Here is a 22,710-nt window from a genome sequence, read left to right on the forward strand (position 1 = left end):
ACCGTCGAAAAAAATCCATTCCGGAGGTAAATTAAGCATGGAATCCCGAAGTTGTCAAATCAAATCGCCCAAAAAAACGGCACTTTGTCTGTGAGGAGGAATGCGCAATGGAGTGGACGAAAATTTTTGAAAACACACTTTATCTTCTCGCTTTGCTGAACCCCGCGAGCAAGGTGCTGTTTTTGTCGACCTACGAGCCGCCGCTGAATTCAAAACAGGTGTTCGAACTCTCCTGGAAATCCTCGCTGGCGGCGCTCGGAATCCTCGCGGCTTTCGCGATCATCGGGCAGTTTGTGCTCAAGGAGATCTTCCGGATCGACATGTATTCGTTGAAGATCACGGGGGGATTCGTGCTTTTCTTCGTCGGATGGACGGCGATTCAGCAGGGACGTTTCTTCCAGAAGCGGGACCATGATCTGCGCGAGGATTTCAACGAACTTTCGATCGTGCCATTGGCCGCGCCGCTGATCGCCGGACCCGGCACGATCACGGTGGCGATTTCGTTCGCGGCGGAGTATGGACACATCCCCTGCCTGACCGCGCTTGTGCTGGCGCTGACGGTGAATTTTGTTTTGATGCTCTTCTCGCTGCCGCTCGGGAGAGTGCTGCGATTTCTGCATCTTGTCGGTCCGCTGATCCGGATTACAGGCCTGATCGTCTCAGCGGTGGCGGTGCAGATGATCCTCGCCGGAGGGGCGGAGTGGCTGAAGTCGACCGGCTGTTTCTGACGCACGTTTCAGGCGGAGGTGAGGCGGCGGCGCGCATCGTCATGGAGCTGCCGGAACACTGGAGTCTGAGGAAGATGCGCCATGATCCGGTCGAGATAGCCGCGGCGCAGGAATTCTTCCCGGCTCCAGTTGAAATTCAGATCGTTCACCCACAGGAACTTCGACGCCACGAAGTCGCAGACGGTCCGCATATCGCGATGGCGCGGGCACTCCCCCCGCCGGATCGACTCAAGCACCAGCGCGGAGAGTTCCGGCTTTTCGGAGAGCCCGAAGACGATCGACTCATTCTCCGGATCCTCCAGATAGCCGAGCAGGATCGGGATGATGTCGAGTTTGTCGGCGTCCCGGATTGCGCGGGCGAGAAGATCGGTCCGCTCCGCCAGCCCCGGCGGAACCGCGAGCTTGTTGTGAATGCGGATCGCGGTCAGAATGGCGTCGCGCGCCTCCGGAGCAAATCCCTCCAGCCAGTCGCCGGAGGCGGCGAGTTCGGCAGACCGGTCGCCGTGGTCGAAACTCTCCGCATCGTTGAACGTCTGAAAACGCTGAAACTGCTCGAACCGGCTCAGGTCGTGCAGCAGCGCCGTGCGCAGGGCTTCGCACATCGCCTCCGGGGAGAACGACTCCGCCTCCGCGAGGCGGCGCATTTCGTTGCGAACCCGGAAGCTGTGCGCGAGTTTCAGCCGCAGATTGCGGTCGACCGCCTCTTCGCCGGTATAAAAACTCTGTGCATACGTCGCAAACTCCCGTTCCAACTTCGACAACATCTTCTTTTCCCCGCTTTCTGATGAATTCCCATTAATATAATTCAGGAAAGTGGAAGTGCCAGCTTGCATGCGGGGCAATTGTGCATTAATTTATAGAGCATAACTGTTTTTTTCAGGAGAGCGGATGCATTCCCGTTTCAAATTCAAGGGCGAGGATTTCGAGCAGTATTTTCTCGAACTCATGGACGGGCGGCGGAAAGCGTGGTACGATCGGGTGATGATCGACATTCTTTTCATCGCCTCGCGTTTCTATCGCATGGCCATTCAGTTCCGGATCTGGATGTACGACAAGCGCGTGATCCGGAATCATGCGCTGGGCTGCCTCGTTGTGAGCATCGGCAACCTCTCCTGCGGCGGCACGGGCAAAACGCCGGTGGTCGAGGTGTTCGCCAGAACCCTGAGCGAAAAGGGGCGCAAAGTCGCGATTCTGTCGCGCGGATACCGCAGCAAGAAGCGGTCGTTCCTCTTCCGGCTCATGCAGCGGTTCCGGTCACAGAAGATCGAGCTGCCGCCGAAGGTCGTCTCGGACGGCCACAATCTCCTGCTCGAATCGGACTACGCCGGGGACGAGCCGTTCATGCTCGCCTCGAATCTGAGCAAAGTTGCGGTGCTCGTCGACAAGGACCGGGTCAAATCAGGCCTCTACGCGGTCGAACAGTATCAGAGCGACGTCATCATCCTCGACGACGGCTTTCAGTACCTCATGCTCAAGCCGCACATCAACATCGTACTTGTCGACTCGACCGACCCGTTCGGGAACGGCAACACACTCCCGCGCGGAATCCTGCGTGAACCGATCAAGAACATCCGGAGGGCGGACTACATCTTTCTCACGAAATCCGACGGCAGTCACAAGATCAATCATCTGAAGAACTTCCTGCGGCGCCACACGCGCCGGGCCGAGATCATCGAGTGCTGTCACAAGCCGAAGCACCTCGTGAAGATGTTTTCCGGCAACCAGCAGGAGCCGCTCGAGAAACTGCGCGGAGCGAAGGTCGCGGCGCTCTCGGCCATCGCCAAGCCGGAGAGTTTCGAAAACTTCCTCCGCCAGCTCGGCGCGGAGCTCGTGCTCAAGGATCACTACGCCGATCACCACCGCTACACGCAGCAGGAGATCATCGACTTCATCAACCAGGCGAAGGCGGCGGGCGCGGATTTCATCGTGACCACCGAGAAGGACGCCGTGCGCATTCCGAAGATCGGCCGCTGTGACGTGCCGCTCTACTATCTGCGCATCGAGATCGACATCCTGAGCGGGCAGGAGAGCTTCGACCAGTGCATTTCCAGAATTTGTTTTCTATAAACCACAACCAACAGGAAATTTCATCATGCAGACTCTGATTGAGAAATTCGAGAAGTTCTACGGGAAGAAACCGACCGTCGCGGCGCAGGCGCCCGGGCGGCTCGAGATCCTCGGCAACCACACCGACTACAACCAGGGATTCGTGCTCTCCTGCGCGGTCGAGCAGAACACGAAGTTCGTGCTCGCCCCGGTCGACGGGAAACACTGCCGGATCAAGGACTTCCGCGACAACAGCGTACGGGAGTTCGACCTCGACAACATCGCGACCGCGATTCCGAAGGACTGGAGCAACTACATCAAGGGCGTGATCGTCGAACTCGAAAACCGCGGCATCAAGGTCGGCGCATTCGACGCGGGCATGGAGAGCACGGTTCCGCTCTCGGCGGGCATGTCGAGCTCGGCGGCGCTTGAGACCTCGGCCGGATTCGCGTTCGCGGAGGCGTTCGGCATCGAGCTCTCGAAAGCGGACTGGGCGCGGGTCGGACAGGGCGTTGAAAACAACTACATGGGGCTCAAGAGCGGGCTGCTCGACCAGTTCAGCTCGATCTTCGGCAAGAAGGATTCGATGATCCTCTCGGATTTCCGCACGGTCGAAGTGTTGCGCACAGTCGCGCTGCCGGCGGGATATTCGATCGTGGTCATCAACTCGATGGCGAAACACAACCTCGTCGACTCGGAGTACAACGTTCGCCGCCAGGATTGTGAATCGGCCGCGCACAAGCTCGCAGGAATGTACCCGGATGTGAAGACGCTGCGCGACGTCTCGCTCGAACAGCTCGAAGTCGCAAGACCGGTGCTGACCGAGCGGGAGTACCGCCGTGCGCTGCACGTGGTCGGGGAGTGCACGCGGGTCATGGAGGCGATCCGGCTGCTTGAGAAGAACGACGTCGTCGGATTCGGCCGTCTCTGGTTTGAGTCGCACGAGTCGAGCCGCGTGAATTTCGAGAACAGCACCGAGGAGCTCGATTATCTGGTCGAACTTGCGAAGTCGATTCCGGGCGGCCTCGGCGCGCGTCTCTCCGGCGGCGGCTTCGGCGGAATCACGATTCACCTCGTCAAAAGCGACGACGCCGAAGAGTACGCGAAGCGGGTCGTCGCCGGGTACAAGGCACGTACCGGCATCGACGCCGAGTACATCATCTGCGCGATCGGCGACGGAGCGAGCGCGCAGAAACTGTAATACAGAAACAAGGGAATACCACTGGAACCCGGGAGGAACCACATGATGAAAAACGTTGACTTCAATGCGATCGTATTCAAATTTGCGATTCCTCTGTTGCTCCTCCAACTGCCGGGAAGTTTGACATGGCTGAGAGATGGAGAGTGGAGAGTCATCGGCTGGATTTCATTTGCGCTGCTGGTGCTGCTGATTCCGGTCTGCGGCTTTTTCACAGTGCGAAAAGGGCCTGAAACGGAGGAGACTCGGAAAGTATCGGAGTTTCTCTTCCGGCTGTTCGGGCTCTACCAGACGATTCTGGCGCTGGGGAGTTTCCCGTGGATCATCCAGTTCCTGATGGATCCTCCGCCTGCGGAAATCGTATGGGCGCAGGCGTTTCCGCCCGAACCGGCGTGGTATGTCCTCCATCTGCTGTTCGCCGTCACGCTGCTGACGATTCCGAATGTGTGGAATCGCCTGATCGTGCTGGTCGGCAGGTTTCTGCGGAGATATTAACCGGATGATCCGGATTCGTTTACGATTGAAAAGCGAGTGAACCAATGAGAATTTTAACAGGGATTCAGCCTTCGGGCACGCCGCATATCGGCAACTATTTCGGCGCGATGCGCCAGATCATCAACATTCAGGAGAAGGGCGAAACGTTCGTCTTTCTGGCGGACTACCATTCGCTGACGACCTCGCCGGAACCGGCGCAGCTGCGCGCAAACGTGCTTGAGCTGGCGCTGAACTTTCTCGCATGCGGCGTGAACACCGAGAAGTCGACCGTGCTGTTCCGGCAGTCGGACGTTCCGGAGGTGTGCGAACTGACCTGGATTCTGAACAACGTGACGCCGGTCGGGCTGCTCGAACGCGCCCACAGCTACAAGGACAAGATTGCGAAGGGATTCTCCCCGAACAACGGTCTCTTCTCCTACCCGGTGCTGATGGCGTCGGACATCCTGCTCTACCAGAGCAACCTCGTGCCGGTCGGCAAGGACCAGAAGCAGCATCTCGAAATCACGCGCGACATCGCGATCAAATTCAACAACCAGTACGGCGAAGTGTTCACGATTCCGGACGAGCTCATTCCGGAGGAGGTCGCGATCGTTCCCGGCACCGACGGGCAGAAGATGTCCAAGAGCTATCACAATACGATTCCGATCTTCGGCAAGGAGAAGGAGATCAAGAAGGCGATCATGAACGTCGTCACCGACTGCAAACAGCTCGAGGAGCCGAAAGATCCCGACACCTGCAACGTCGTCGCGCTCTACAAACTCGTCGCCACACCGGAGGAGCTCGAGGAGATGAAAGCGAAGTACCGCGCCGGCGGCTACGGCTACGGCCACGCGAAACTCGCGCTCTTCGACAAACTCTGGGCCTACTTCGAGCCGATGCGCAAACGGCGCGCGGAACTCGAACAGAATCTCGACTACGTCTGGGAAGTCCTGCGCAAAGGGGCGGAAAGAGCGCGCGCCGAAGCCACCGTGACCATGGCGAAAGTCCGGGAGGCGGTCGGCCTGCGTTGACGCACTTTAAAGGGAATGGGACTGAACCTGGATAGTACTTTTTGTCCGTTTTGTCCCACTCCCTTGACGCACTTAAGAGGGAATGGGACTTATCTCTGCGATCCGACAAGTTCTTCTGCGACGAAGGACATGAGCCTCTTAAACCGGTTGACGGCCTCTCCCGGCGAAATCCCGTATGTTGACATGTTCGCTTCGTTCTGGAAAGAACGAAGCCGGGGAGCATCTGTCCTGAGCCGCCGGAGAAGCCTCGACCAATCAATGGTCCCTTCTCCGGCAAGCAGATGTTCATCATCGAAGCCGTGGTTGTCGTGAAGATGGCAGGTGACGACATGCGGCAGCAACCGGGACAGCGTATCGTTCTGAAAATGGACCGAGTTTTCCCAACGCCTCCGGATCCATTCCACCATCATCCCCGGTTGCTTTCCGGGAGATGCATCCATGAGATTCGCATGCCCGGAATCGAAACAAATTCCCAGGGAAGGTCGATCGAACTCGGCAAGAAACGCCAGAAGTTCTTCCGGAGTATCGGTGGGGAAAAGCGTATTCTCGACGGCGATAATGAGTCCGAACGTCTCGGCTTCCGGCAGAAGTTCCGCAAGAGATTCCCGAACCCGGCTGCGTAATTCGAAAAGAGGTCGACCACTGTCGTTGGTTCCGATATGCATGGTAATGCTTTCCAGCCCGAACGAAGCACAAAGTTCAAATCTCCGCTTATGCTCCTCCGGGAGAACGGTGCGTCGTATCGGATCGGAACAATTCAGATCCCACTGTTCGCCATAGGGGGCGTGGGCATTCAAAAAACGGATTCCGCTTGCACGGGAAGCACATTGCAGCGCTTTGCATCGCTCCGGGTCCTGTGGTAACAGCTCAAGTTCTTCCGAGGTCAACGACAGATGGCGAACTCCATCTTTCGCGCAGTGCTCGAAAAAAGGACCAAGCATGGAAGTCGGAATCCCCCTGGTACGGAGGAAATGGGATACGGGAATGTCGTTTGATTTCATAATTCTTTTTTTCACCAGATTATTCTTTTTAATCTCTTCGAAATGACCGTCTACAACGGTTCTTTCTGAAATTCAGCTCTCTTCCGGATATACGCAAAGCCGCCAATTCCACTCCTGTACCATACCGGGAGCAACATCCACAGGAAGAAACGGTTCGAGAGCAAAACAGTTCCGACTGTTGTGCCAGATTTGAACAAACTCAAAGGACTCATCGGAACCGATGGTCACCACATACCGCAGATCGGTTCGAAACACGGCGGAAAGCGTTCGAGCGGAATCGCCCTCCGTGTATGTGTGGGAAGTGGATTCCGGCAGGTCAAACACCCTTCCGACAAATCCTCCGGGCAGGCGAAAATAACAACTCTGCAACTCGTGAACATTGAAAAACGGATGAAGATAAACCTGCCCGCGAATAGGGCGCAAACCGAGATTCTGTATTTTCTGCCACATAACGATTTCCGGGGAGCCGTCAGTAACGGTTACCCTCACGATAAGTTCATACGCGTAACCGGCATGAAATCCAGAATTCTGGCGTGCCTCCATCACGACCCGATCCTCTGTCCGGGTTACACACGTCACCCAGGGAAAAAGTTCAACTGGAACTGCCCGAAAACGGTTCTCTGCATTCGGTTCAATAATGCCTACGCCGAGCTTCAACTGCCGATTTGGAGAGAGCTCCAGTTCCGGCACAATCTCCTGAGTACAGCCAAAAGCCGGATGATATCCGTAAAGAGAACGAATATGGAAAAGTTCTTCCGTACTGCCGGCAGGACGCAGCGAAACTATCCAGCCGGCCCGTAAAAAACGACATCCGAACTTTCCTGCACGATCCGGTACGGAAGGATCATCCAACTTCAACGCAAAACAACCATTGTCGACCAGGCAGCTGCGCGGAACCGCGGCGCACCCCGAAAGAAAAAGGGCTGCGGCCGCCATACCGAATGCGACAAGTTTTCTCCTCATTTTCCCGGCTCTAACAGGTAAATACCGAGCATATCAGGCGGGATGGTTACCTGAAGAGTCTCCGGACGACCGGAAGCGAACTCCCGGTCTGCCATCAGATCGGTTACAACCAGGTTTCCGGCCCCGATTCCTGCCGCCTCATACGGAAGTGAAATCCGAATCGTTGCATCGTTTTTCCCATTGTTCGGCACGATCAGAACCGCACGTCCGTTTCGATACCGTGCATAGGATTGCAGAAGCTCCGGACGATCGGTCTCCACCTTGCAGATGTTGGCCTCTTTGCGCAGAACAGCCGGAAAATACTCGAAGATATCCGGATAGCTCCGCCGGATGCGGATCATCTTTTTCACGATTTCGAAAAAGCGGCGATTCTCCTTTTGTTCAAGCAAATCCCATTGTACCGGGTTGGACCATGACCAATGGTTGGTGACGGTACGCGGATTGTTCCACTCCTCCCCCAGATACCAAAGCGGAATGAATGGAGAAAAGAGCGCCTGATATCCGAACGCAATCGGGCTGCCGTGCGCGGCAAATTCCACACTGTCATGACTCGTAAGCTGATAAGCGTAAAAGCGCTGTTCCCCGGGAGCAATCTCCGCATCGCGGGCGATAAGTTCGTCACCGCTGCGAATAAGATCCACAATGTTTTTTTCGAGAAAAACCGTGCAGGTCGTGCGCGGCGCTCTCGGATCGCCGTCCCGACAGAAAGCGATCTGGTCAAAATCGAAAACTCCCTGTCGACAACTGCCGCTCTCGGCAATAAAAACAACCTTACGGCCGAAATCCAGCAACCGCTTCCGCGCTTCCGCATAAGGAGCATATCCCGCAAAAAACGGGGCACAATCACAACGGAATCCGTCGGCGCCAGTCACCAGAATCATCTCAACCAGGCGGGATGTGAACCACTCACGCAGTTCCGGGTTTTTCCAGTTCCAGCGCTGCCCGTGCCATTGCTCGATGGGACCGGTAAACCACTCCGGCTTCTCTCGGAGAAGCGGAGCTCCGCCATACAAAACCGTCACGCCCCACGAAACGACGTCAAAGAAAACCCGGATGTTGCGCCGATGAGCCGCGTCAACGAAATCTTTCACCCGTTTCCACTGTTCTGAAATTTCCGTTTCTCCGGTCAAATTCGGATTCAGAGTGTGAATACCGAAGTTGCCGTAATGATTTCCATCGTTGATGGGCGTGATCCAGATGCCGTTCACACCCATCTCCGCAAGATGATCGAGCGTTTTCTCCATGCCGCGAAACGTTCCATCAGTTGAGGCGGTTTGAACATTGGCCTCAACAATAATCAGGCTTTTGACCCAGTCCGGTGTTGCGGTCGTCCCCGGAGACACAGTCTCGAGTTTCACTTCCGCATCGGGACGAATGGCCGGAATCAGAGCGGAATTGTCCATGGGGATTTCGGCGGAGAATCCCGCTGCCACCGCCAGCAACGCACACCCAAGCACTATTTTTTTGACCAGCATGACACCACTCCCTGTATTTGGTTTCAGTCTCGAGCTTCCGATCCCCAGAAATATCCTTCATCCGATGTGTAATCCTGTGGAATGCTCTCCTTGGTCCGCTGTTCAACATGGCCGTCAGCAAAACAGAAGTTCATCGCGTGTCCTCCTCCATGTCGATACTCTCCGATTCCGTTCGCATTCGAGACAACCAGACCGTCCTTGGTGGAACTGTCGCGTTTACAGGCCTGTGGATCCGGAGAGGAATCCCATTGATCGGTATCGAATAGGGCTGCCCGTCGACTCGGGATCCGGATCCGACCGATCTTCATGTCACAGGAACCGTCACGGTTTGACGCGAACCCCCGACCGTCATTGACGGCTCGTGGATCGTTAATGCCGTAATGCCGCGTACTCGTCGCAAGGTTATAGGCAAAAGAGGAAGGACAGGCAAACGGACCGATCGGCATCCGCAAATTTCCCTCGGCCCGGAGATAGGCATTGTTTTCGATCTGCGTGTTCGGCGAATAAAGACTCATAAGCATATCCTGCCACTTGCCGCTCCAGTTCGCGTTGATATTGCAATTCCCCGCCGGAATCACACCATTGTTTTCATCAATATACATCGTCATGTAAGTTCCAATTTGCTTCAGATTTGAAGTACACTGAATGTCTTTCGCCCGGGCTCGTGCCTGGTTCAACGCAGGAAGCAGCATCGACGCCAAAATTGCGATGATTGCAATCACTACGAGGAGCTCTATCAAGGTAAACGCCGCTTTGACCGTTGCATGGCTGTGGGAGGCAGGGGGTGTTTCCGCCGCCCCCCGCACCCCCTGCGTCCGGCAAGGTGCCGGTGCCGCGTACGGGGCGGTCACGGACTCGGCTGCGGTCGGCCGGCGCGAGGGGAAAGAGCCGCAAAAACGCGAACGGCTCTTCCCGCTTTTCTGCGGAAAGACCCATTCGCGTTTTTGCTCCACTTCGCCGCTTGCCGAGCGGAGACTTTGTTGCGGGGCGATGACTGGCCGATGGGGAGTTTGATGGTTGTTCGGTACGGGGAGAGACGCGGCTGCCATAGCCGCTTTCTCTCCCCCGAACCCCTCTCTTGACTGCCCGGTGCAGACAAGGAAAGAATGGTATATTTGACAAGTTTTCACCACGAGAAGCTCGATCAATGTAAATGCCGCCTTGACCGTTGCAGGACCGTGGGAGACAGCCGCGTTCATCCTCCCGTTTTCCTCTCTTGACTGTGGAACAAGAAAAACGAAACGCTTGCGGATATGTAAAATTTCCCCTATGGAGAGTCCAGACATCATGGAAAATTTAACTTTCATTCTCTTTACCTCCTTCGTTGAATATTATTACCCACATTAAATCCCGTAATATATAACGGTTTATTTCTGGTTTTAATTATACTTCAAATAGAATTGAATGTCAAGAGAATTTATTAAAATTGAGAAAATTAAATATGTTTTTTATATATGATTTGAAATATCCATATATTTGTGTATGGTATTAATAATAACATAGAAAGGATGAAACATCATGTTCACCTCTTGTCAGGAGGGACTGCTCACAGAGTTAAGGTGCCGAATCCTGCGTGGTCGTCCAGGAGAGATACTGCCGCCCGCGGCGAAGTTGGCAAAGGAGTTTGGAGTCAACATCAAAACTGTGAACAAGGCATTGAACCGCCTTGCCACGGCCGGCCTGGTAGAGCGCCGCCGCCGCATCGGTACTGTGATCCGCTCAATTCCGGGCGGAACGCCGGATGGAATAAGGATGATCGAAATTATTTTCTCCGGATTCACGGCGCCGTTTCTCCACCCGTTCTGGAGCGAAGTTCTGGAAGGGGCCCACGAGGTATTCAATACTTTCGGCTGTCGGATCATTCTGAACCACATCAAAGCAGATCCGGAAACACACCAGTTCAACTTCAACGCAATGTCTCTCTCCGATGCGATCGGCCGGGTAATTGTCGGCCCCGGCGAAAAATGGCTGCTGGATCGTATCGCAGCTTCTGGCCGCCCAATGGTCTGCGCAGGCGACGAGATTCACGATCCGAATATGCCGCAGGTGTACTTCGACTTCTCTCGCGGAATCAATGACGCGGTAAACTATCTCGCACGTCAGCGAAAATGTCAAAAAATCGGATTCATCGGCCACATCGAAGCCTGGATCAATCCTGCCCTGCTGCAAAAATTCAACGCATACATCTTTGCCGTTCAAAGATTCATGAAACTGGATCGCAAGCTGATGGAGGGATGCTGGCCCCGGCCCGGAGAAGGCGAAGCCGCAATTCTCCGACTGCTGGAACGCACCACCCCCGATGCTCTGATCGTGGGAACAGATCTCATGGTGCCGGAAATCGACGCGATCCTTTCCGGGCGCGGATTGAAAATTCCTGTCATCGGTTGCGATGGAATCCGGCTTGATAAGCCACCCGTGGATTATCATGCGATTGTTGCACCGCGGCGTGAATGTGGTAAACTTGCCGCGGAATTACTGCTCAAAGCCATCAACCAGGGCGAGACGATCGGTCGCCATGGGCTGGAAGCCGAATTCCTGCTCTAGCATCCGAACCGGGACCCTTATTTGGCGAGCGCGAGCAGCACGACGCCCGCGAGGATCGCGGCGAGTGCCGCCGCCTTGACCTTCACGTTCCGGTCGTGGAAACAGGCGCAGCCCGCGGTGAAAGTCACCACGCAGCTGCAGCGGCGCAGCAGCGAGAGAATCGAGACCTGCGTATCCGGCAGACTCAAAGCGTAGAAGTAGAGCCAGTCCGCCACGATCAGCAGAATCCCCGTCGCCGGGATGCTCCAGCGCCAGTGGAATGGGCGCGTGGAGTGTCCGAATTTCCAGTTCAGCAGCCAGGCGATGCCGAGAATCACGACAAGGTCGACCGAAAAGTGGAACTGCATCATCTCGCGCGGAATCGCGAGCGTCCCGAGCAGGAACTTGTCGTAGAGCGCCGAAACCGAACCGAGCAGCGTCCCGAGCACAATCATGTGTGCGCCCCGGTTTTGCCGGAAATTGATTCCCTCGTGTTTCCCGATCACGGAAAAGAGGTAGTACCCCGCGAAGATCACCAGCATCGCGACGCCCTGCCAGATCGTCGGAATCTCCCGGAAGAGGATCAAACTGCCGAGGAACGTCCAGAGCGGCGCGGTCGCGCGGATGGGCGCTGCGATCGAGATCGGCAATTCACGCATCGCATAGTAGACACAGCTCCAGCTCGCCGCCACCAGCAGCGATTTCGCAAAAACAAACAGCCAGATGCGCGTTCCGCAGAAAAATACATCATTGAGTTTTCCGGCGGCGACGGTTCCGAGAACAAAAAATGTGCTGCCGCAGAGCGTCGCAAAGAACAACACCGGCATGATCGGATTCTCCCGGACGGCGTGCTTTTTGCAGAGATCATAAACCCCCAGCCCAAGCGCGGAGAGGAGAATCAGCGGGAACCAGCCTGGCAAAGTCTGCATCATTCCAAATCACCGTAAAAAAAGAGGCGGCCCGGCGGAGAGCATCCCCCCCCGCAGGCCGCTCTGCATCAACCATTACTTCACGCCCATCGCCTTCAGATTGTCGAAGGAGATTTTGATCGACTCGAAGATATCCCGGTCGCGGAAGAGCGCGTCCTGTTCGATCGAGTACCAGCGAACCCCCTCCTCACGACACGCCTGGATGATCGCGGGCCAGTCGAGGTTGCCCTCGCCGATCTCGCAGAAAACCGGAGTGCCGCCGTCGATGATCGCGAAATCCTTGAAGTGGATCACCGGCATGCGCTTGCCGACCTTGTGAATCCAGTTCACGGGATTCTGGCCGCCGCGCGTGACCCAGTGAACGTCGATCTCGGCCGCGACCAGATCGGGATTGCTGTTCCGGTAGAAGTAGTCCAGCACGATCTCGCGGGTTCCCGGCAGCCGCTCAAATTCGAAGTGGTGATTGTGATAACCGAGGCGGATCCCCTTCTCCAGCAGCTTCGCGCCCATCGTTTCGAAGATACGGATCAACTCGTTCACTCCTTCGACGCTGCTGCGGTATTCCTCCGGGGGCGCACCGAGCGCCGTGAAGTCGCATTCGAGCGTCTGAAGCCGGTCGATAAGCGGGGCCGCGTCGCCTTTGAGCGTGTCGATCCCCTCATGGGTCGCACAGCAGAAGAGGTTGTGACGGTCGAGCTGCCGCTTGATGACGTCGGCGGCGAGCGGCGTGCCGGAGACCTGAACGGCCTGATAGCCGATTTCACAGACTTTGTCGAGGGTTTTGTCGAGGTCGCTTTCCGTCTGGCAAAAGTCGCGCAGATTGTAGAGCGTGACCGCGATCTGGGAGTCGGGAGCTTTCATTTGATTGCCTTCCTTGGTTTCGTTTCATGGAGTTCAGCGGACGTCGCGAATCGGGGTTTTCTTGACCTGATCGATGACCCGGACCACTTCCACGGCCTGAGCCATCGTGATCGGATACGGTTCGCCGCAGCGGATCGCCCGGTAGAGATAGTTCCAGATCTTGTGGGGTTCGTCGCCGTTGGAGGGGGCTACGCCGAGGTCGTCTTCGACCCAGACCGGACTGATCTGCCCGCCGAAACCACCGTCGAGCGGGGGATTTTCCGGCGAAGCAGGGGAGTTGCACTCGGGGTATCCGGGGGCGAGATACTTGAGTTTCAGCCGCTTTTCATCCCAGCTCATGAGCGTGCCGCGGCTGCCGCGGACCGCGTAGATCGGATCGCTGAGCGCGGCGCCGCCGGAGATCTCGACATCGACGACCCGGCCGTTTTCGCCCTTGAACACAATCTTGACGTGATCCTCCGCGTCCCCGCGGGAGGCGACGATCGCCAGATCGCTCCAGAGCTCCTTGACCGGACTCTCCAGAAATTGCAACGCATGGTCGACAAGGTGCGGTCCCCAGTTCAACAGCTGACCGCCGCCGCACTCAAGAATCGTCTGCCAGTCCGCGCGCCACTGGTAGCCGTGGCGGCAGAGTTTGATCTCGAAAATTTCACCCAGTTTGCCGGATTTGATGATTTCGCGGATGTGCGAAAAGGCCGCCTCGAACCGGCGGTTGTGACGCACGAACACCCTGCCGGGATTCGCGTCGGAAACTTTCTGAAGTTCGAGAGCGTCCCCGATGCAACACGCCATCGGTTTTTCCACCATGACCATTTTCCCGGCATTGACCGCCGCGATCGCATGTTTCACGTGATCGGGGGAGCGGGTCGCGACCGAAACAAGTTCGACGTTCGGATCTTTCAGCAGCTCCTCTCCGTTCGCGTAGATCGGTCTGCCGGGAAGTTTCTGTGCCGCGGCTTCGCGCCGTGAAGCGTCCCAGTCGCAGCCGGCGACGATTTCGAACATTTCCGGAAACAATCCGAGTTCATGGATGTGCATATTGTTGCCGGCCCGCCCGAGCCCCCAGATTCCGACCCGAATTTTCTCTGCCATAACTCCGTCCTGTGTTGGATGATCGATAAGAAACGGTTTCACCCGTCCTGACGGTAATATACCTTTTATTCCGCAGGTTTGCAATTGTCACCGGAAAAAATTGCGGTGAAAACATGGCCGGCCGGACACAAAATCGATTTCCGGGTTGCAAAAAACCGAAACGCCGGGTATACTTAATACAAGGTGATATACGTTAACTGTGAAACGGCGGGGAGTCCGATGGAGCCACCGGCAGAAAAGGTCAATATCAATACGATTGCGAAAACGGCAAAGGTTTCGACCACGACGGTGTCGAACTTCATCAACGGTACGGAGGTGTTTCCGATTTCTGCGGAGACGCGCGGACGAATCCGGGCGGCGATGCGAAAACTGAATTACCGCCCGCATATCGGCGGCGTGCTGATCCGCCGCCAGGCGACCCGGCCGGGCAAGGTCGGTTTCGTCATGGGCGAGGATTGTACGCAGCCGGTGCTTTTTTCAGCGGGGATCCCGCTTGTGCAACGGTTTCTGCTCGAACTCGAACAGGTGCTTTTCCAAAAATTGGGCATGTCGCTCGAAATCCTGCGCGTTGGCGATGAAGATTCACGCACCGACTGGAACGAACGTCTGCTGGGGCTTGACTGCCTCATCAACTTCGGACAGATCAATGCGCTCATGTGCGACACGCTCTCCCGGCGCAATCTTCCGATGATCGAAGTCTCCTCGACCGAACGGTTCCGGCGACACGGCGACTTCTCCGGCGTCGAGGATGAGTTCGACCTCCTTTACTGGCGGAACGACCGGCAGATCGAGATGGCGTTCGAACACTTTTACGCGAAAGGAGCAAGGCGCTTCCTCTACATGTCAAGTTTCAACGTCAGATCGCAGCGGCCGGAGTTTTACGGGTATGACGCGCAGGCGAAACTCGACGGATTTCTGCGCGCTCTCGCGGCCCATCCCGACTGTACCGGCACGGTTCTCACGCCGCCGATGAGCGGAGACTTCAACATGTTCCGGGAGTTCGCGCAGGTGCGGGAGCTTCTTGCCTCGCGTCCCGGAGCGCTCGACGACGTCGAGGCGGTGATCTGCCACAACGACATCGTCGCGCACGGCGTCGCCTCCTGCGCGCTCGAACGCGGCCGCATCCCGGGCCGCAATCTGCTGCTCTCGGGAGAAGGCAACTTCCGCGAACTGCAATACTGGTATCCGGTCATCACCACCAGCAGTGTCGACTACCCGGCTCTCACCCGGAGGATTTGCGAATTGATCCGGTTGCGCGCCGAAGGAAGCACCGACGCATTCCGCCGCGAGGAGATTCCCACCCTGCTCGTGAATCCGTAGACCGCGGCGCCCCCCCCCCGTTGCACACGGGGGGACCGGATTCCCGTCGAAACTTTCCGGAAATGCATGATTCCGATGATCTTCCCAGACACTATTTTTTTGAATTTTTTTTGTTTTCCTCTTGACAATCGCCGGAGAATTGGGTATAATTATAGCAGGATATACAATTCACGTGTAACTTAAACCAAGAAGTTTCAGCGAATGATTCCAATTCCCGGTTCCAGCTGTATTCAACCAAAGAGAGGAAAGAATATCATGAGAAAAAGCGAATTCACATTGATCGAGCTTCTGGTCGTGATTGCGATCATCGCAATACTCGCCTCGATGCTGCTGCCGGCGCTGAACCAGGCACGGGAGCGGGCACGGGAAAGCAGCTGCAAGAATAATCTGCGGCAGATCGGGCTTCAAATTCAGATGTACGCCGACAACAACAAAGACCGGTTGCCGGAAGCAACCGCAGACTCCAACGGCAAGAGCTGGGAACATTGTTTGGTGAACTCCCTGAATCAATACGACGGCCGGGTGACAAAACTTTTCAAATGCCCGAGTGATCAGATTCAACGCACTGATGCGGCGCTGGCGGTCAACGGCAATCCGAAGAGTTATCGGTGCAATGGTTATCTCTGGGGAAATGCGGACGCCTCCTGCATCAAGGGGGCGTATCTGCAAACGAAAAACCGTCCATCCCAGTTGATCTCTCTGGTCTGCCAGCCGCATGAGGGAATGGTTTTTTACAGCGGAACCGCCGCATTTCAGTATGGATTTCAGGTTCCGAGCGGAAATTCGCAGGAACAGTGGACACATGGCAGCGCCAAGGGAACGTTCCTGTTCCTCGGCGGCAACGTCGGAAACGTCCAGTTCAACACGGCTACTGTCTCCGACCAGGCTCTTTTCAAGCGGCACTGGCGGGCAAACAAAGCGGAGAGCGAAAACTGACCGCGGCTCCGGATATTCGAAAACAGCATGGATACGAAAGTCAACATCAACACCATCGCGAAAACCGCGAAGGTATCGACCACCACGGTGTCGAATTTCATCAACGGCACCGAGGTGTTCCCGCTTTCGCGCGACACACGCGGCCGGGTCAAAGCGGCGATGCGCCAGCTGAACTACCGTCCGCATATCGGTGGGATTCTCATGCGCCGCAACCAGTCGCGGCGCGGACGGGTGGGATTCGTCATGGGGGAGGATTGCAGTTCTCCGGTGCTGTACACCTCCGGAATTCCACTTGTACAGCGATTTCTGCGCGAACTCGAAGTCGCGCTGGATGAGCGTCTTGACATGGCTCTTGAGATCATCCGGGTGACCGACGAGGACTCGCGCGAACAGTGGAACACCCGGCTGCTCGACCTCGACTGCGTCATCAACTTCGGGCAGCTCCACAGTCTGCTGTGCGACACCTTGTCGCGCCGCAACCTGCCGATGATCGAAGTCTACTCAACCGGGGATTTCCGGCGGCACGGCGATTTCACCGGAGTGGAGGAGGAGTTTGATTTTCTCTATTGGCGGAACGACCGGCAGATCGAAATGCTGTTCGATCATTTTTACGAACTCGGCAGACGCCGTTTTCTTTTCGTCTCAAGCTGCAACGTCAAGGCGCTCCGCCCCGACTACTACGGCTACGACGCCGAGATGAAGCTCGAAGGATTCAAGCGCGCACTCGCGGCGCACCCGGACTGCACGGGGGTGATTCTTTCTCCGCGCAATGCGGGGGATTTCAACATGTTCCGCGAATTCAGCCTGACCCGTGAATTGTTGATCCGCGAACGGGACGTTCTGGCCCGGTCCGATGCGGTGATCTGTCACAACGACATCGTCGCGCAGGGAGCGGCGGCAACCGCGTTCGAACTGGGATTTCATCCCGGCAGGGAGATTCTTTTCTCCGGCGAGGGCGATTTCCACGAATTCCAGCACTGGCATCCCGCGATTCTGACCAGCAGTGTCGATTACGCCCAGCTGACCGACCGGGTCTGTGAACTGATCCGGAAACGGGAGACGGATCGTACCGAAGCCCCCTGCCGGATAGAAATTCCAACCATTCTGATTCAGCACGAATAAAACATAACCCGGAGGTAACAATATGATGAAACAACTCCTCGCCGCCGTCGCCACCGGCATTTCGCTGGCGCTGGCGGGCTCCGCAATCCCGTCCGGATTCTGGTTCGAACGAACCGACCACTTTCTGACCCCTTCCGAGTCGCTCTACTTCACCTATGAATTCAACGGAGAACCCCGGGAAATCCCGGGCGGAGTGGAATTCCGCATCGTCGATCTGTCGAATCAAGTTGTCACCGAAGGGAAAGTGGAAACATTCGAAGAGCACAACAACCTCGCGGTTTTCCGGCTTCTCGCGCCGGAACAGGTCAAAACCCTGCGCACCGGCTGGCACACGCTTGAGATCCGGCCGGCAAAACCGGGGAATGAGGAGTTCTTCCGCCAGAAATTCTACGTGCGCGGCGGAGAATTCGCCCGGCGGGTCGTTTATCTGCTCGACAGCGTAACCCCCGAGGGATTCGCCTTCTGGCTGAACGGTGAGGAGAATCTCATCGAGCCGCTGCGCAATTTCCCGGAGACGGGCAAGCCGGACTGCGTGGTCGTCTCGAGCTACTCTCCGCTGCCGGAGGAGACGCTCAAAGCGCTCGAAACCTACGTGCGCAACGGCGGAACCGCCCTCTTCTTCGGCGTGAACAACGCACAGCTCGACAAAATGAATCCGCTCGCGCTGAATCGTGCCGACCTCTACCCGGAAACGGCCAAACGCGACCGTGACGGAAAACCCGCCTATCTGCTGAACGTAAAACTCGCCGACGGCGCAAAACTGCTGCATGCCTCCGCCGACGGAGCACCTGAAATCGCGGAAAAACCGTACGGTTCAGGACGGGTGATCGCCTACGCGGGAGCGTTGAAACCGGGCTCCGCCGATCTCATCTTCGCCTATGGACTCGGTCTTTCCGTCGAGCCGCGCGAACGGCCGGTTTTCCGTGCGGCCGCCCCGGATGCGGATGGATTCCGCGAAGGAATCAGCCGCAAAAATTTCGGACGGTTCGGCTGGCTGAACGACGACCGCGTGAACGCGTTGAGCATCCGCCCGGAACAGACGTTCCGGATGTGGGACGTGGAACAGGATTATTTCGGGGTGAGTTTCTCCGGCATCCACACTCCGGGCAGGCTCGCGGCATTGAACACGAACTGGCTCGGGAAAAGCATGGTCGGAACCGGCGGCCGCTGGGGAGCATCGACCGAGATCGTCTGGGGACTCGGAACACCGGGCGTGCTGCTGCGCAATCCGGATGTGAACCGTGTCTCGATCGAAAGTCCGATGCTCGGGTACCTCGCATTCCCGGTCGACGGCAGGACCCGCACGATTGAGCTCAAGCCCGGGTCGGCAGTCGATCTCGGCGGACTCGCCTCCAACTGGTTCCTCGTCTGGAACCGGGAGGGGAACTACAACGCGTGGCCGCTGCTCTTCTCCTTCAATCGCCGGATCGCGGCGGCGAAGATGGAGGGGAAACGGCTCGAACTCACCTTTGAAAAACGCGGGATCGACCTCTCGGCCATGCCGCTGGCGGGCGTCCGCCATTACACTCCCGCCGAGACGGCCGCGTGGCGCAAATCGCTGCCGGACGAAATCGCGGAAAAGTGCGCCCGCTGGAATCGGCGGCTCGCGGCCAGAACCATTGACTGCAAGGAGAGTTACAAACTCGACAAGGAAGCCGGTACGGCCACGGTTCGCAACGACTTCGAATATCTGACCATTTCGAACGACTGGGGCGTGGAGCCGGAATTCATCGCGCCAGTTCCGTCGCTGCTGCCGCTCTACGCCGAGGTCGCGGCTGTTGGAATCGGCGATGCCGAAGACGTCGATTTTGCGACGCTTTACGGGCCGATGTGGGCCGCCCCGGGGACGCGGTCCGAATACACGCTTCCCATCCCGGACATGGAGTACCGGTTGCCCGTGACGGCGACCGATCCGCGGCTCGACCTCGCGGCGAACAAGGCGCTTTTCGACCGGATCGTCGAACACCTCAACGTGGTTAAACAGGTTTATATCGCCCCCGATTACAGCATAGTGGAACGGCAGAAGGGGCGCATCTACCCCGAACGCGAACTGCGCGAAGCGACCTCCTCGAAATCCGGAAACGAAGCGGCGAAATGGAACTACATCGATCTGCACCGCACACTCGGCGGCGTGACCGGCAACCTCATGTTCAAGCCCTACCTCGACGGCGTAAAGGGATATGACGAAGCGCGCGAACAGCTCAATGCGAAAATTCTCCGCAACATCCGGCGCGACATCGAATTCTTCCAGTACAAGACCTTTCTGCGCTACCGGCCGGAGCCGTTCACCGGCGCCTGGTATCTGATGGCGTTTATCGCGCCGGTGCGATACAACGACGGTTACTGGATGTTCCATGACATGAATGAAACGGCGGGAATCTTCCTCCAGACGCTCGGCCTTTACAGCCGTATGTTCGAAGATCCGGCCTTCTTCGAATCGAACGAGCCGTACATCGACCTCTTCATGAGCAACTACCTCTCCGCCAACGACTGGGCGTGGATGGCGTCAGTCGCGGTCGAATGGGGCATGGGCAACAACATCGACATGCTGAACGCCGAACTTGCCGGCTGGTGCGGCATGACGCGGATCAAGGAGGCGCTCGGGCGACCGGACGAGGCCGATTTCGGCCGATACATGGCCGCGAAAGCCGCCGTTGCGACCGGCGCGCGGCTGAATCAGGCGGAGTTCTACAATTCGCTGAACTTCCCGATTCCGCCGCACCTCGCCCCGGTCATTCACGAAATGGCCGAAACCGGTCAGGAGGGATACCGGGGACGTTATCTGCCGCTCGGCGTCTCGCAGGGATACGGTGAAGGCTGGCCGTCGCTGTGGCCGACCGCCATTTCAAAAGGACTGCTGCAGCACTTCATCGACGGCAAGGATTTTTACAGTACGAGCAAGGGAGTACCGTTCGAACTGCTGAACTTCTACCATTCGAACGAAAAACTCTCCGCTCCGCTGCGCAACTATGAAGCGAAATACCGCGATCTGGCTTACCGGACGGGAGCACCCTATTTGTACAGCCGGATCGCGGGCAATGCCGCGATGCAGCATCCGTATGACCGCGCGGACATTGAACGCATGCTCTTCCGGACGCTCTCGATGCCGGGCTGTGCAGGTCAGGTTCTCGGAGCCGGCCTTGCGGACTGGGAAATCTCCGCGATGGTGAACCTCCTCGCGATACTGATCGAAACCGCGGCGGACGACGACTCCGCGCAGTTCGTCCCGGCCGGTGACGAGCGCACCGGCGCAATCCGGTGGGAAACCGCCGGAAACGGGGCGAAATACGCGGTGGTTCGCATCGACGCGGAACCGGAAAACGTCGCGGATGGAGCGGCGGCGGTTCGTTTCGACTTCGCCGCTCCGGCGGCAACGGGCTCCGCGGCACCGGCCATCTTCACCCGGTTCGACCGGGATGCGGTTCGAACGAAACGGTGCACGGCGGTGAGTTTCCTCGTGAAATCGGAGACTCCGGGCGCACTGCAGCTTGTGCTGCCGAACCATGACTGGAGCCGGCGCGGCTCCGCGTCGATCCCGCTCGGCGAAGAGACGAAGCAGTGGAAGCGCATCCGCCTCGAATTCAACCGCGACCTGAATATGGCAAAGAATCGGATGACCGCCGCCGACCTGCGCGGAGAGCTCTTCTTCTACAATGGCGGCAACACCGCGGTAAAGGCGTACATCGACGACCTCCGGTTCGAACCGTAAACGGGGAAACCGATTCATTCATGCCGCCGGAGGAGCCGCATTCCCCTCCCCGGCGGCATCGATTATTCCCGCGGGCCTCATCGGCCGGGACCGGGCAAGGAGCGCGGCGAGCCGGCCTCCTCAGACTCCACGGCATGCTTCAACGCTTCCAGATAGCCGCGTCCGAACCGCAGATCCGGTTCCATGTAGTTCCCCTCGCCCCACTCATTCCAGGATTTGATGAAGATCAACCGGTGATCGGGCTGTTTGGCTTCCACCGCGTTCAGGGCGTCCCGGACATTCCGCCCGAAAAGCTGCGGAGACGAACCGTGAATGATGCTGCCGCCCCGCCCGGAACGGGGGGAGTGATCCCAGTTCGGCAGCACCGACGGGAAAACATTTTCCCGTCGATCCTCCCCGGCGATGAAAAAGCGCGAAACATCTTTGTAGTTGACGATCTTCGGGTATGGAGACAAATTCCACCACAGACGTTTCAACGCATACTTCACCGGATTCCACCTGCGCCGGTAGTCGTGCATGCGCAAGGTGTTGACGCCATCGACCCCGGTCTCCAGAATGGGGGCGAGTTCCCGGTCGGCGTTGGGCGTCTGGCCGATGAAGAAAATTCCTTCCAGACCATTTTCGCGAGCCAGGCGCCGCCAGTGTTCCATGAACGCGGCGGGATCCGGCAGTTCCAGCGGGCGGTAGATCATGAAGAGCGGTTTCCCGTCCACCCGGATATAACGGGGATCCCGGAATGCCGGCAGGCAGGCTTCAAAATGAGCCCGTTCATCCTCCGGGCCGGGATAGCGCTGCTCCTGGAGAATTTTCGCGTCGATGACCGCGTCCTTGTTCCACATTTTCATCTTCCAGGTCTGATTCGCCCAGCAGAGGCAGAACGGGAAATCCGGCTTGCCGGAGTGCAGAACTTCATGGAAAGGCCGCTCCAGTTCGCGAACTCCGTTGCCGAACCAGTAGTGGTAGTAGCAGAACCCTTCGATACCATACTCGCGGGCCAGATTCGCCTGAGCCTCGCGGGTTTCAGGCAGGCGCAGGTCGTAATATCCGAGTTCACCCGGCACGTGGGGAAAATCATGGCCGGGATAGCATTTTCTGGCTTTTCCGAGATTGGTCCATTCCGTAAACCCCGCTCCGTACCAGCGGTCGTTGTTCGGAGTCGGATGGTATTGAGGCAGATAAAAGGCGATAAAACGAAACTTACCCATTCACAAACGACTCCCTTGCCGATCCGAAAATGTCCCCACAACCCGGACGATTGAATTGTTGATCTCATAGTTTACACGTCCAAACCGTTTTTTTCAA

19 protein-coding genes are annotated in these 22,710 nt (G+C 57.3%); 10 read left to right on the forward strand and 9 right to left on the reverse strand.

What is annotated here, in order from left to right; all coding sequences use genetic code 11:
* Positions 1–107 precede the first annotated feature (107 nt).
* Positions 108–728: a MarC family protein gene (locus Q0K10_RS08840; RefSeq protein WP_294506009.1), complete on the forward strand. Its 621-nt coding sequence runs from the start codon at positions 108–110 to the stop codon at positions 726–728.
* Positions 729–736: 8 nt separating this feature from the next.
* Here the strand turns inward: Q0K10_RS08840 and Q0K10_RS08845 are convergent, their stop codons facing one another.
* Positions 737–1,492 (reverse strand): HD domain-containing protein, encoded by a 756-nt coding sequence (locus Q0K10_RS08845; RefSeq protein ID WP_294506011.1) that lies wholly within the window; start codon positions 1,490–1,492, stop codon positions 737–739.
* 124 nt (positions 1,493–1,616) lie between these two features.
* Here Q0K10_RS08845 and lpxK point away from each other — a divergent pair, with 124 nt between their 5' ends.
* The 4 genes from lpxK to trpS are packed head-to-tail and all read left to right on the forward strand — an operon-like array spanning position 1,617 to position 5,477.
* Positions 1,617–2,795 carry a tetraacyldisaccharide 4'-kinase gene (lpxK, locus tag Q0K10_RS08850; protein WP_294506014.1) on the forward strand — a complete coding sequence of 393 codons (1,179 nt, stop codon included), beginning with the start codon at positions 1,617–1,619 and terminating at the stop codon, positions 2,793–2,795.
* A gap of 25 nt (positions 2,796–2,820) precedes the next feature.
* Complete coding sequence (galK, locus tag Q0K10_RS08855; RefSeq protein ID WP_294506016.1) at positions 2,821–3,975, forward strand: galactokinase; 1,155 nt, start codon at positions 2,821–2,823, stop codon at positions 3,973–3,975.
* A 42-nt stretch (positions 3,976–4,017) separates the two neighbouring features.
* Positions 4,018–4,467: a hypothetical protein gene (locus Q0K10_RS08860; RefSeq protein WP_294506019.1), complete on the forward strand. Its 450-nt coding sequence runs from the start codon at positions 4,018–4,020 to the stop codon at positions 4,465–4,467.
* Between the two features lie 44 nt (positions 4,468–4,511).
* Positions 4,512–5,477: a tryptophan--tRNA ligase gene (gene trpS, locus Q0K10_RS08865; RefSeq protein WP_294506021.1), complete on the forward strand. Its 966-nt coding sequence runs from the start codon at positions 4,512–4,514 to the stop codon at positions 5,475–5,477.
* An 89-nt stretch (positions 5,478–5,566) separates the two neighbouring features.
* Here the strand turns inward: trpS and Q0K10_RS08870 are convergent, their stop codons facing one another.
* The 4 genes from Q0K10_RS08870 to Q0K10_RS08885 all read right to left on the reverse strand — a co-directional run bounded on the left by Q0K10_RS08870 (position 5,567) and on the right by Q0K10_RS08885 (position 9,965).
* Complete coding sequence (locus Q0K10_RS08870) at positions 5,567–6,418, reverse strand: sugar phosphate isomerase/epimerase (RefSeq protein ID WP_294506023.1); 852 nt, start codon at positions 6,416–6,418, stop codon at positions 5,567–5,569.
* 132 nt (positions 6,419–6,550) lie between these two features.
* Positions 6,551–7,336, reverse strand: coding sequence for a hypothetical protein (locus Q0K10_RS08875; protein ID WP_294506026.1), 786 nt, complete (start codon positions 7,334–7,336; stop codon positions 6,551–6,553).
* 101 nt (positions 7,337–7,437) lie between these two features.
* Positions 7,438–8,916: an alpha-amylase family glycosyl hydrolase gene (locus Q0K10_RS08880; protein ID WP_294506028.1), complete on the reverse strand. Its 1,479-nt coding sequence runs from the start codon at positions 8,914–8,916 to the stop codon at positions 7,438–7,440.
* A 23-nt stretch (positions 8,917–8,939) separates the two neighbouring features.
* Positions 8,940–9,965, reverse strand: coding sequence for a prepilin-type N-terminal cleavage/methylation domain-containing protein (locus Q0K10_RS08885; protein ID WP_294506031.1), 1,026 nt, complete (start codon positions 9,963–9,965; stop codon positions 8,940–8,942).
* 469 nt (positions 9,966–10,434) lie between these two features.
* Here Q0K10_RS08885 and Q0K10_RS08890 point away from each other — a divergent pair, with 469 nt between their 5' ends.
* Complete coding sequence (locus tag Q0K10_RS08890) at positions 10,435–11,460, forward strand: LacI family DNA-binding transcriptional regulator (protein WP_294506034.1); 1,026 nt, start codon at positions 10,435–10,437, stop codon at positions 11,458–11,460.
* A gap of 17 nt (positions 11,461–11,477) precedes the next feature.
* Here the strand turns inward: Q0K10_RS08890 and Q0K10_RS08895 are convergent, their stop codons facing one another.
* The 3 genes from Q0K10_RS08895 to Q0K10_RS08905 form a co-directional block, all read right to left on the reverse strand.
* On the reverse strand, positions 11,478–12,371 hold the full coding sequence (locus Q0K10_RS08895) for an EamA family transporter (protein WP_294506037.1): 894 nt from the start codon (positions 12,369–12,371) through the stop codon (positions 11,478–11,480).
* Between the two features lie 72 nt (positions 12,372–12,443).
* Positions 12,444–13,229 (reverse strand): sugar phosphate isomerase/epimerase, encoded by a 786-nt coding sequence (locus tag Q0K10_RS08900; protein WP_294506039.1) that lies wholly within the window; start codon positions 13,227–13,229, stop codon positions 12,444–12,446.
* A 33-nt stretch (positions 13,230–13,262) separates the two neighbouring features.
* Positions 13,263–14,321 carry a Gfo/Idh/MocA family oxidoreductase gene (locus Q0K10_RS08905; RefSeq protein ID WP_294506041.1) on the reverse strand — a complete coding sequence of 353 codons (1,059 nt, stop codon included), beginning with the start codon at positions 14,319–14,321 and terminating at the stop codon, positions 13,263–13,265.
* Between the two features lie 219 nt (positions 14,322–14,540).
* Between Q0K10_RS08905 and Q0K10_RS08910 the strand changes: the two genes are divergently transcribed.
* The 4 genes from Q0K10_RS08910 (at position 14,541) to Q0K10_RS08925 (ending at position 21,408) form a co-directional block, all read left to right on the forward strand.
* Entirely contained in the window at positions 14,541–15,641 is a 1,101-nt protein-coding gene (locus tag Q0K10_RS08910) for a LacI family DNA-binding transcriptional regulator (protein WP_294506042.1), read from the forward strand.
* 255 nt (positions 15,642–15,896) lie between these two features.
* On the forward strand, positions 15,897–16,577 hold the full coding sequence (locus tag Q0K10_RS08915; RefSeq protein WP_294506044.1) for a type II secretion system protein: 681 nt from the start codon (positions 15,897–15,899) through the stop codon (positions 16,575–16,577).
* Between the two features lie 27 nt (positions 16,578–16,604).
* Entirely contained in the window at positions 16,605–17,699 is a 1,095-nt protein-coding gene (locus Q0K10_RS08920) for a LacI family DNA-binding transcriptional regulator (RefSeq protein ID WP_294506045.1), read from the forward strand.
* A gap of 22 nt (positions 17,700–17,721) precedes the next feature.
* Complete coding sequence (locus Q0K10_RS08925; RefSeq protein ID WP_294506047.1) at positions 17,722–21,408, forward strand: hypothetical protein; 3,687 nt, start codon at positions 17,722–17,724, stop codon at positions 21,406–21,408.
* A 77-nt stretch (positions 21,409–21,485) separates the two neighbouring features.
* On the opposite strand, the gene Q0K10_RS08930 is transcribed toward Q0K10_RS08925, so the two are convergent.
* Positions 21,486–22,613, reverse strand: a complete 1,128-nt coding sequence (locus Q0K10_RS08930) for a glycoside hydrolase family 99-like domain-containing protein (RefSeq protein ID WP_294506049.1) — start codon at positions 22,611–22,613, stop codon at positions 21,486–21,488.
* Positions 22,614–22,710: the final 97 nt, after the last annotated feature.

The sequence above is a fragment of the uncultured Victivallis sp. genome, from assembly GCF_944391105.1.
Taxonomy (GTDB): Bacteria; Verrucomicrobiota; Lentisphaeria; order Victivallales; family Victivallaceae; genus Victivallis.

Excerpts from the sequence above, each read along its gene's own strand:
- Q0K10_RS08925 (WP_294506047.1), top strand. The coding sequence starts at position 17,722 with ATGATGAAACAACTCCTCGCCGCCGTCGCCACCGGCATTTCGCTGGCG.
- Q0K10_RS08920 (WP_294506045.1), top strand. The coding sequence starts at position 16,605 with ATGGATACGAAAGTCAACATCAACACCATCGCGAAAACCGCGAAGGTA.
- Q0K10_RS08840 (WP_294506009.1), top strand. The coding sequence starts at position 108 with ATGGAGTGGACGAAAATTTTTGAAAACACACTTTATCTTCTCGCTTTG.
- Q0K10_RS08885 (WP_294506031.1), bottom strand. The coding sequence starts at position 9,965 with ATGGCAGCCGCGTCTCTCCCCGTACCGAACAACCATCAAACTCCCCAT.
- galK (WP_294506016.1), top strand. The coding sequence starts at position 2,821 with ATGCAGACTCTGATTGAGAAATTCGAGAAGTTCTACGGGAAGAAACCG.
- Q0K10_RS08900 (WP_294506039.1), bottom strand. The coding sequence starts at position 13,229 with ATGAAAGCTCCCGACTCCCAGATCGCGGTCACGCTCTACAATCTGCGC.
- Q0K10_RS08880 (WP_294506028.1), bottom strand. The coding sequence starts at position 8,916 with ATGCTGGTCAAAAAAATAGTGCTTGGGTGTGCGTTGCTGGCGGTGGCA.
- Q0K10_RS08895 (WP_294506037.1), bottom strand. The coding sequence starts at position 12,371 with ATGATGCAGACTTTGCCAGGCTGGTTCCCGCTGATTCTCCTCTCCGCG.
- Q0K10_RS08930 (WP_294506049.1), bottom strand. The coding sequence starts at position 22,613 with ATGGGTAAGTTTCGTTTTATCGCCTTTTATCTGCCTCAATACCATCCG.
- lpxK (WP_294506014.1), top strand. The coding sequence starts at position 1,617 with ATGCATTCCCGTTTCAAATTCAAGGGCGAGGATTTCGAGCAGTATTTT.
- Q0K10_RS08870 (WP_294506023.1), bottom strand. The coding sequence starts at position 6,418 with ATGCTTGGTCCTTTTTTCGAGCACTGCGCGAAAGATGGAGTTCGCCAT.
- trpS (WP_294506021.1), top strand. The coding sequence starts at position 4,512 with ATGAGAATTTTAACAGGGATTCAGCCTTCGGGCACGCCGCATATCGGC.
- Q0K10_RS08915 (WP_294506044.1), top strand. The coding sequence starts at position 15,897 with ATGAGAAAAAGCGAATTCACATTGATCGAGCTTCTGGTCGTGATTGCG.
- Q0K10_RS08860 (WP_294506019.1), top strand. The coding sequence starts at position 4,018 with ATGATGAAAAACGTTGACTTCAATGCGATCGTATTCAAATTTGCGATT.
- Q0K10_RS08905 (WP_294506041.1), bottom strand. The coding sequence starts at position 14,321 with ATGGCAGAGAAAATTCGGGTCGGAATCTGGGGGCTCGGGCGGGCCGGC.
- Q0K10_RS08910 (WP_294506042.1), top strand. The coding sequence starts at position 14,541 with ATGGAGCCACCGGCAGAAAAGGTCAATATCAATACGATTGCGAAAACG.
- Q0K10_RS08845 (WP_294506011.1), bottom strand. The coding sequence starts at position 1,492 with ATGTTGTCGAAGTTGGAACGGGAGTTTGCGACGTATGCACAGAGTTTT.
- Q0K10_RS08890 (WP_294506034.1), top strand. The coding sequence starts at position 10,435 with ATGTTCACCTCTTGTCAGGAGGGACTGCTCACAGAGTTAAGGTGCCGA.